Here is an 8,867-nt window from a genome sequence, read left to right on the forward strand (position 1 = left end):
CGCGGCGGTCGAATTACGGAGAAGCACATGAGCGTCAACAACCCGCAAACCCGTGAATGGCAAACCCTCAGTGGGGAGCATCACCTCGCCCCCTTCAGTGACTACAAGCAACTGAAGGAGAAGGGGCCGCGCATCATCACCAAGGCCCAGGGTGTGCATTTGTGGGACAGCGAGGGCCACAAGATTCTCGACGGCATGGCCGGCCTGTGGTGCGTGGCGGTCGGTTATGGCCGCGAGGAACTGGTGCAGGCGGCCGAGAAGCAGATGCGTGAGCTGCCGTACTACAACCTGTTCTTCCAGACCGCTCACCCGCCGGCGCTTGAGCTGGCCAAGGCGATCACCGATGTGGCACCCGAGGGCATGACCCATGTGTTCTTCACCGGCTCCGGCTCCGAAGGCAACGACACCGTGCTGCGCATGGTGCGCCACTACTGGGCGCTGAAGGGCAAGCCGCACAAGCAGACCATCATCGGCCGTATCAATGGCTACCACGGTTCCACCTTCGCCGGTGCCTGCCTGGGTGGCATGAGCGGCATGCACGAGCAGGGTGGCCTGCCGATTCCCGGCATCGTGCACATCCCGCAGCCGTACTGGTTTGGTGAAGGCGGCGACATGACCCCGGATGCGTTCGGTGTGTGGGCAGCCGAGCAGCTGGAAAAGAAAATTCTCGAAGTGGGCGAAGACAACGTCGCCGCCTTCATCGCCGAGCCTATCCAGGGCGCAGGCGGCGTGATCATCCCGCCGGAAACCTACTGGCCGAAGGTGAAGGAGATTCTCGCCAAGTACGACATCCTGTTCGTCGCCGACGAAGTGATTTGCGGTTTTGGCCGTACCGGCGAGTGGTTCGGCTCAGACTACTACGACCTCAAACCCGACCTGATGACCATCGCCAAGGGCCTGACCTCCGGTTACATCCCCATGGGCGGTGTGATCGTGCGTGACACCGTGGCCAAGGTGATCAGCGAAGGCGGCGATTTCAACCACGGCTTCACTTACTCCGGCCACCCGGTGGCGGCCGCGGTGGGCCTGGAAAACCTGCGCATCCTGCGCGACGAGAAAATTGTCGAGAAGGCGCGCACAGAAGCGGCACCGTATTTGCAAAAGCGTTTGCGTGAACTGCAGGACCACCCGCTGGTGGGTGAAGTACGCGGCCTGGGCATGCTCGGTGCGATCGAGCTGGTGAAGGACAAGGCCACCCGCAGCCGTTACGAAGGCAAGGGCGTGGGCATGATCTGCCGCACCTTCTGCTTCGACAACGGCCTGATCATGCGTGCGGTGGGTGACACCATGATCATCGCGCCGCCGCTGGTCATCAGCCACGCGGAGATCGACGAGCTGGTGGAAAAGGCGCGCAAATGCCTCGATTTGACCCTTGAGGCGATCAACTGAGCACCTGCTAGGCTAGCGATGTGACATTAAGTCGTTACAGGGTCCTGCTTTCCTTGATACAGGGCCTTGTAACTTGCCAGACTAGCGACTGTTTCAGTCGCCGCGCGCTCTGCACCGTAGGTCCTGGCTGCTGAACAGATGGCTAAATAAAAAATTCTGGAGCATGACGCATGAATAAAATGGGCAAGACGTTGCTGGCCGCAGCCCTGATGGGTGCCATGGCTACTGCTGCACAGGCTGACGACAAGGTGTTGAACGTCTACAACTGGTCGGACTACATCGCGCCGGACACCATCGCCAAGTTCGAAAAGCAGACCGGTATCAAGGTCAAGTACGACGTCTTCGACAGCAACGAAACCCTGGAAGCCAAGCTGCTGGCAGGTAAGTCGGGCTATGACATCGTCGTGCCCTCGAACAACTTCCTGGCCAAGCAGATCAAGGCGGGTGTGTACGAGGAACTGGACCGTTCGAAACTGCCGAACTGGAAAAACCTCGACCCCGACCTGCTCAAGGCCGTTGGCGATGCCAGCGACAAGGACAACAAGCACGCCTTCCCGTACATGTGGGGCTCCATCGGCATCGGCTACAACCCGGAGAAGGTCAAGGCCGCGCTGGGTGTCGACCACATCGACTCGTGGGACGCCGTGTTCAAGCCTGAGAACATCGCCAAGCTCAAGAGCTGCGGCGTAAGCTTCCTGGATGCCCCGACCGAAATGCTGCCGGCCGCACTGCACTACCTGGGCCTGCCGAGCAACAGCACCAAGAAAGAAGACCTGAAGGCCGCCGAGGACCTGTTCCTCAAGGTCCGTCCTTCGATCACCTACTTCCACTCGTCCAAGTACATTGGCGACCTGGCCAACGGCAACATCTGCGTGGCCGTCGGTTATTCGGGTGACGTCGAGCAGGCCAAGGCCCGTGCCCACGAAGCCGGCGACAAGATCAAAGTGGACTACATCATTCCGAAAGAAGGTGCCGGTACTTTCTACGACATGGTCGCCATCCCGAAAGATGCCGAGCATAAAGACGCTGCCTACCAGTTCATGGACTTCCTGATGCAGCCAGAAGTCATGGCTGAAATCACCAACGCCGTGCGCTTCCCGAACGGCAATGCTGCGGCTACCCAGTTCGTGGACAAGGACATTACCAGCGACCCGAGCATCTACCCGCCTGCCGAAGTGAAGAAGCAGCTGTACGCAATCGCTGCGCCTGAAGCTTCTGCCCAGCGTGTGATCACCCGCAGCTGGACCAAGATCAAGTCGGGCAAGTAAGCCCGATGCGGCACCTCTGGGCCGGGGATTTCCGGCTCAGAGCCAGTGAAAGGCAATTGATGATTGCGGCATCGAAGCTGCGAAGGTAAGTTGCGCGCCGGTTTTGCGTGTGCGGCAGCACTGTCGCTACCCAGGCACTGATTGTGAGGACCACCCACTTGTCTATTTCTGTATTCCGCAAGGCCTTGATGGCCGGCGCGGGCCTGACGCTGGCATGCAGCGTCCAAGCGGCGCCAACGGTGCATCTCTATAACTGGTCCGACTACATCGGCCCGACCACACTCGCGGACTTCGAGAAAGCCACGGGCATCAAGCCCGTGCAGGACGTGTTCGACTCCAACGAAACCCTGGAAGGCAAACTGCTGGCCGGTAACACCGGCTATGACGTAGTGGTGCCGTCCAACCATTTCCTCGGCAAGCAGATCAAGGCGGGCGCGTTCCAGAAGCTCGACAAGAACCTGCTGCCCAATTATGCCAACCTCGACCCGGCGTTGATGAAGCGCCTGGAAAAGAACGACCCAGGCAACCAGTACGCCGTGCCTTACCTGTGGGGCACCAACGGCATCGGTTACAACGTCGACAAGGTGAAGGCCGCGCTGGGCGTGGACACCATCGACTCCTGGGCCGTCTTGTTCGAGCCCGAGAACATGAAGAAGCTCGCCAAGTGCGGTGTGGCCTTCCTCGACTCGGCGGACGAAATGCTCCCGGCGGTGCTCAACTACATGGGCCTCGACCCCAACAGCACCGACCCCAAGGATTACGCCAAGGCCGAGCAGAAGCTGCTGGCGGTGCGCCCGTACGTGACCTACTTCCACTCGTCCAAGTACATCACCGACCTGGCCAACGGCGACATTTGCGTCGCGGCAGGGTTCTCGGGTGATGTGTTCCAGGCCAAGGCCCGCGCTGAAGAAGCGAAGAAGGGCGTGAACCTGGCCTACGCCATTCCCAAGGAAGGCGGCAACCTCTGGTTCGACGTGCTGGCGATCCCCAAGGACGCCAAGAACGTCAAAGAGGCGCATGCCTTCATCAACTATTTGCTGAAACCTGAGGTTATCGCCCAGGTCAGCGATTACGTCGGTTACGCCAACCCGAACCCCAAGGCTGGCGACCTGATGGACCAGGCCGTGAGGACCGACGCTGCGGTTTACCCACCGCAGGATGTGCTGGACAAGATGTTCGTGAATTCAGAGTTGCCGCCCAAGGTGCAACGTTTGATGACCCGTAGCTGGACCAAGGTCAAGTCGGGCAAGTAACAATCCAGGCCCGCCGTCCAAGCAGGGGCGGGCACACAAATCTTGTTGGGAGTTTCACTCATGGCAGTTGCCTCCGGTGCCTATAAGAAAGCCCTCGAGGGTGGCCAGCAACCCAAGCAGGTGCTGGTCAAAATCGACCGGGTCACGAAGAAGTTCGACGAAACCATCGCCGTAGAGGATGTGTCCCTGGAAATCCGCAAGGGTGAGATCTTCGCCCTGCTGGGTGGCTCCGGATCCGGCAAGTCCACCTTGCTGCGCATGCTGGCCGGCTTCGAGCGCCCAACCGAAGGGCGGATTTTCCTCGATGGCGTCGACATCACCGATATGCCGCCCTACGAGCGGCCGATCAACATGATGTTCCAGTCCTACGCGCTGTTCCCACATATGACCGTGGCGCAGAACATCGCCTTCGGCCTGCAGCAGGACAAGATGCCCAAGGCCGAGATCGATGCCCGTGTGGCCGAGATGCTCAAGCTGGTGCACATGACCCAGTACGCCAAGCGCAAGCCGCACCAGTTGTCGGGTGGCCAGCGTCAACGTGTGGCGTTGGCCCGCTCGCTGGCCAAGCGCCCCAAGCTGCTGCTGCTCGACGAGCCAATGGGTGCGCTGGACAAGAAACTGCGTTCGCAGATGCAGCTGGAACTGGTGGAGATCATCGAGCGCGTAGGCGTGACCTGCGTGATGGTGACCCACGACCAGGAAGAGGCCATGACCATGGCCCAGCGCATCGCCATCATGCACCTGGGCTGGATCGCCCAGATCGGCTCGCCGGTGGACATCTACGAGACGCCTACCAGCCGCCTGGTGTGCGAATTCATCGGTAACGTCAACCTGTTCGAAGGTGAAGTGGTCGACGACGCCGAAGGCCACGCGATCATTGCCAGCCCGGAGCTGGAGCGCAAGATCTACGTGGGCCACGGCATCACCACCTCGGTGGAAGACAAGCACATCACCTACGCCTTGCGCCCGGAAAAGATGCTGGTCACCACCCAGCAGCCGACCTGCGAGCACAACTGGTCGCGCGGCAAGGTCCACGACATCGCCTACCTGGGCGGCCACTCGGTGTTCTACGTCGAGCTGCCGAGCGGCAAGGTTGTCCAGTCGTTCGTCGCCAACGCCGAACGCCAGGGCACTCGTCCGACCTGGGGCGATGAAGTGTACGTATGGTGGGAAGACGACAGCGGCGTGGTACTGCGGTCATGAAACTGCGCAAGCTCAAGCGAGCCTTCCAGCGCCTGGTCCCGGAGGGGCGGCACCTGGTGATCGGCGTGCCGTTCATCTGGCTGTTCCTGTTCTTCATGCTGCCGTTCTTCATTGTCCTGAAGATCAGTTTTGCCGAAGCCGACGTGGCGATCCCGCCGTATACCGAGATCTACACCTACGTCGAAGACAAGATTCAGTTGGTGCTCAACCTGGCCAACTATGGGCTGTTGACCGAGGATGAGCTGTATATCTCGGCCTACCTGGGGTCGTTGAAGATGGCCTTCTTCAGCACCATTCTGTGCCTGCTGATCGGCTTCCCGATGGCCTACGCCATTGCCAACGCCAAGAAGGAGACCCAGACGGTCCTGCTGCTGCTGATCATGATGCCGACCTGGACCGCGATCCTGATCCGCGTCTATGCCTGGATGGGCATCCTCAGCAACAACGGCTTGCTCAACGGTTTCCTGATGTGGACTGGGCTGATCGACCAGCCACTGCAGATCCTCAACACCAACCTGGCGGTGTACATCGGCGTGGTCTATTCGTACCTGCCGTTCATGATCCTGCCGCTGTTTGCCAACCTGGTTAAGCATGACCCTTCGTTGCTGGAGGCTGCTTCTGACCTGGGGTCGAGCACCTTCAACAGCTTCTGGAAAATCACCGTGCCGCTGTCGAAGAACGGCATCATCGCCGGCTGCATGCTGGTGTTCATCCCGGTGGTGGGCGAGTTCGTGATCCCTGAACTGCTCGGCGGCCCGGAAACCCTGATGATCGGTAAAGTGCTGTGGCAGGAGTTCTTCAACAACCGTGACTGGCCGGTGGCGTCTGCATTGGCGGTGGTGATGCTGGCGATCCTGATCGTGCCGATCCTGCTGTTCAACCGCAGCCAGGCCAAAGAAATGGAGGGCCGCGCATGAAACGCTTCAGTTTCTCCAAGCTGATGCTGGTGCTCGGCTTGCTGTTCATCTACCTGCCGATGCTGATCCTGGTGATCTACTCGTTCAACGCCTCCAAGCTGGTGACGGTGTGGGGCGGCTGGTCGATCAAATGGTACGTCGGCCTGCTCGACAACACCCAGCTGATGGGTTCGGTGATGCGCTCGCTCGAAATCGCCTGCTACACGGCGGTGGCGGCGGTGGCGCTGGGTACCCTGGCAGCTTTCGTGCTGACCCGGGTCACCCGCTTCAAGGGCCGCACGCTGTTCGGTGGCCTGGTTACCGCGCCGCTGGTAATGCCTGAAGTGATCACCGGTCTGTCTCTGTTGCTGCTGTTCGTGGCCATGGCGCAGATGATCGGCTGGCCGCAGGAGCGCGGTATCGTCACCATCTGGATTGCCCACACCACGTTCTGTGCGGCGTATGTGGCGGTAGTGGTGTCGGCACGCCTGCGTGAGCTGGACCTGTCGATCGAGGAAGCGGCGATGGACCTGGGTGCCAAGCCGTGGAAGGTGTTCTTCCTGATCACCATCCCGATGATCGCGCCATCGCTGGCGGCGGGCGGCATGATGTCGTTCGCCCTGTCGCTGGATGACCTGGTGTTGGCCAGCTTCGTATCCGGCCCAGGCTCGACCACCTTGCCGATGGAAGTGTTCTCGGCGGTGCGCTTGGGCGTGAAGCCAGAGATCAACGCCGTGGCCAGTCTGATTCTGCTGTCGGTGTCGCTGGTGACCTTCTTTGTCTGGTACTTCAGCCGCCGGAGCGAAGAGCGTCGTCGCAAGGCGATTCAGCAGGCGATCGAAGAGGGTGCTGCGGCCAACGCCTCGCAGCCACAGGTCAAGCGCCCGGCTCAGGTTGCGGCTTCGGCCTGACCCGGCCCTTTCGCGGGTAAACCCGCTCCCACAGGGTCATGTGCAGTCTTCAAGACCTGCGCAGTACCTGTGGGTGCGGGTTTACCCGCGAAGGCTCTCCCACCGATTCAAAGCCATATCGCATCCCAATGTGGATAGTCTCTGACACTCTTCACCAGCCCATTACGCAAGGGGTTGGCAACGATGTATCTGGCGACCTGAACCATGCTTCCCTCCCGTCTCAATGCTCGGTCCTGATACCCAGGCTGCCACACCGGGTCATGCTCAACCCTCGCCTGATGCAAAACCAGACTGGATCTGGATTTGAATCTGCGCATCAACGTACCCAGCGTCGTGCCTTTCAACTCGATCAGCCAATGCAGATGGTCCGGCATCAGTACCCAGGCCATTGAGCGGCAGGCGTGCTCATGATCGGATTGCCGCAGTTGGTGGATGACCAGCCTTGCATGATGAAAGTCATGGAACAGTGGCTTGCGTTGATGGGTAACAGTAGTAAGCAGGTACAGCCTGCCGAGTTCTGAATAGCGACCACGGCGGAGCAGGTGTGATTGAGCCCGAGGCATTGGTTTCTTCCTTGAAAAGTGACCTCTCCAAGGTAGTGGCTGTGAAACCGCGAAAGTGCTTTGGATAGTTTCTGGAGATGGCAGGGGGCTTGTGGGTGGCTGTACCGACCTTTTCGGGGGCAGTCCACCCTGTGGGAGCAACTGTCTTCTTGTGGAAGCTGGCCTTGCTGGCGATGGGGCGCGTAGCGCCCTTGGCCCGGCTCTGCCGGGCATCGCCAGCATGGCTGACTCTTACGGATGGGCCACCTGCTCCTGCCAAGGTGTTCCGGCCTTTAGCATCGCATTCAGCCGTATGATCAAGACCCGCATGCACGCCACTATCGCCACCTTCGCGCATTTCCCCTCGGCCCGCAAAGCCGCATAGCGGGCTCCGAAGTCTTGGTTGTATCGGATGACGATCCAGCAGGCCATGTACAGCGCTCGCCTGACACGTGACCGGCCACCCCAGATCTCGCGCTTGCCCGCGTGTTTGCCGCTGTCTTGGTTGAACGGTGCAACACCCACCAGTGCCGCGATTTCCTTACGGTCCACCTGGCCCAACTCCGGCAGCAGAGCCACCAGCTTGGTTGCCGTGACCAAGCCAATGCCTTTGACCTCCAAGAGGCGTGGGACACGGTCGTCATTGAGCTTCACGGCCTGTTCAGCGATCTCGAGTTCGAGCGCTTTGATTTCACCTTTCAGGTAAACAATGTGGCGCTCCAGACGGAAGCAGACGCTGGTTGACTGGGCCTGCTTCAGCCGACGTTTGTCATCGTCACGTTGCTGGACGAAGCGATCCCGCTGCATCAGCAACTCGCGCAGCAAGGCCCGTTCAGGCGTCATTACCGTATACCGTTGAGGCGGCAGCACTTCGGCGAAGTGAGCCAGCACCGCAGCGTCGATGGGGTCGGTCTTGGCTTGTTTACCCATGGATTTGGCAAAGGCCCGGACGCGGCTGGGGTTTATCCGGTACGCCGGAAGACCAGCGTCATGTAGAGCCCGCAGGACGTTGCATTCGTAACCGCCGGTCGCTTCAAGGATGATTGCTGAAACCTGATACTCGCCGAGTTTTTCGACAAGCTGACTGAATCCGTTCAGGTCATTGGAAACATTGAAGTTCAAACCTTCGGGGCGGATGTGCACGGCAAGTGTGGTGCTGGAAACATCGATGCCGACAGAGGAAAACATGGCCAAACCCTCTTAGACTCAAGGAGTGAGAGCGCTTTGGCTTGGCCCACGCTTGTGGTTCGAGATTTGGCCCTCATCCAACTGTTCGGGCTCTCGCCAAAGTGGAACGGTGAATGGCAGCTTGTGCTCCCACACGTGCTCGAGGCACCTCGGGCTATCAACTTGCCATTCACCGCTCTCACCTTAGATTCTATTCCCTCCTCAAGACACAAGCGGG

At 59.9% G+C, this 8,867-nt stretch carries 8 protein-coding genes; 6 read left to right on the forward strand and 2 right to left on the reverse strand.

Annotated elements, in window-relative coordinates:
* The first annotated feature begins 27 nt into the window (after positions 1–27).
* The 6 genes from DM807_RS14145 to DM807_RS14170 all read left to right on the forward strand — a co-directional run bounded on the left by DM807_RS14145 (position 28) and on the right by DM807_RS14170 (position 6,920).
* On the forward strand, positions 28–1,389 hold the full coding sequence (locus tag DM807_RS14145; protein WP_179027471.1) for an aspartate aminotransferase family protein: 1,362 nt from the start codon (positions 28–30) through the stop codon (positions 1,387–1,389).
* A 170-nt stretch (positions 1,390–1,559) separates the two neighbouring features.
* Positions 1,560–2,657 carry a polyamine ABC transporter substrate-binding protein gene (locus DM807_RS14150; RefSeq protein WP_012274735.1) on the forward strand — a complete coding sequence of 366 codons (1,098 nt, stop codon included), beginning with the start codon at positions 1,560–1,562 and terminating at the stop codon, positions 2,655–2,657.
* A 158-nt stretch (positions 2,658–2,815) separates the two neighbouring features.
* Complete coding sequence (locus DM807_RS14155; RefSeq protein WP_012274734.1) at positions 2,816–3,910, forward strand: polyamine ABC transporter substrate-binding protein; 1,095 nt, start codon at positions 2,816–2,818, stop codon at positions 3,908–3,910.
* A gap of 60 nt (positions 3,911–3,970) precedes the next feature.
* Positions 3,971–5,113: a polyamine ABC transporter ATP-binding protein gene (potA, locus tag DM807_RS14160; protein ID WP_012274733.1), complete on the forward strand. Its 1,143-nt coding sequence runs from the start codon at positions 3,971–3,973 to the stop codon at positions 5,111–5,113.
* A complete protein-coding gene (locus tag DM807_RS14165) occupies positions 5,110–6,030 on the forward strand; it encodes an ABC transporter permease subunit (RefSeq protein WP_012274732.1) in 921 nt (306 codons plus the stop codon). Before potA ends, DM807_RS14165 begins: the two co-directional genes overlap by 4 nt.
* On the forward strand, positions 6,027–6,920 hold the full coding sequence (locus tag DM807_RS14170; RefSeq protein ID WP_012274731.1) for an ABC transporter permease subunit: 894 nt from the start codon (positions 6,027–6,029) through the stop codon (positions 6,918–6,920). The genes DM807_RS14165 and DM807_RS14170 overlap by 4 nt, the downstream gene beginning before the upstream one ends.
* A gap of 107 nt (positions 6,921–7,027) precedes the next feature.
* Here DM807_RS14170 and DM807_RS14175 read toward each other — a convergent pair whose 3' ends face one another.
* Together DM807_RS14175 and DM807_RS14180 are read right to left on the reverse strand one after the other, a co-directional pair.
* Entirely contained in the window at positions 7,028–7,483 is a 456-nt protein-coding gene (locus DM807_RS14175; RefSeq protein WP_179027472.1) for an REP-associated tyrosine transposase, read from the reverse strand.
* Between the two features lie 231 nt (positions 7,484–7,714).
* Positions 7,715–8,650, reverse strand: a complete 936-nt coding sequence (locus DM807_RS14180; protein ID WP_179026968.1) for an IS110 family transposase — start codon at positions 8,648–8,650, stop codon at positions 7,715–7,717.
* Positions 8,651–8,867: the final 217 nt, after the last annotated feature.

It is taken from the genome of Pseudomonas hunanensis (assembly GCF_013393325.1).
Taxonomy (GTDB): domain Bacteria; phylum Pseudomonadota; class Gammaproteobacteria; order Pseudomonadales; family Pseudomonadaceae; genus Aquipseudomonas; species Aquipseudomonas putida_P.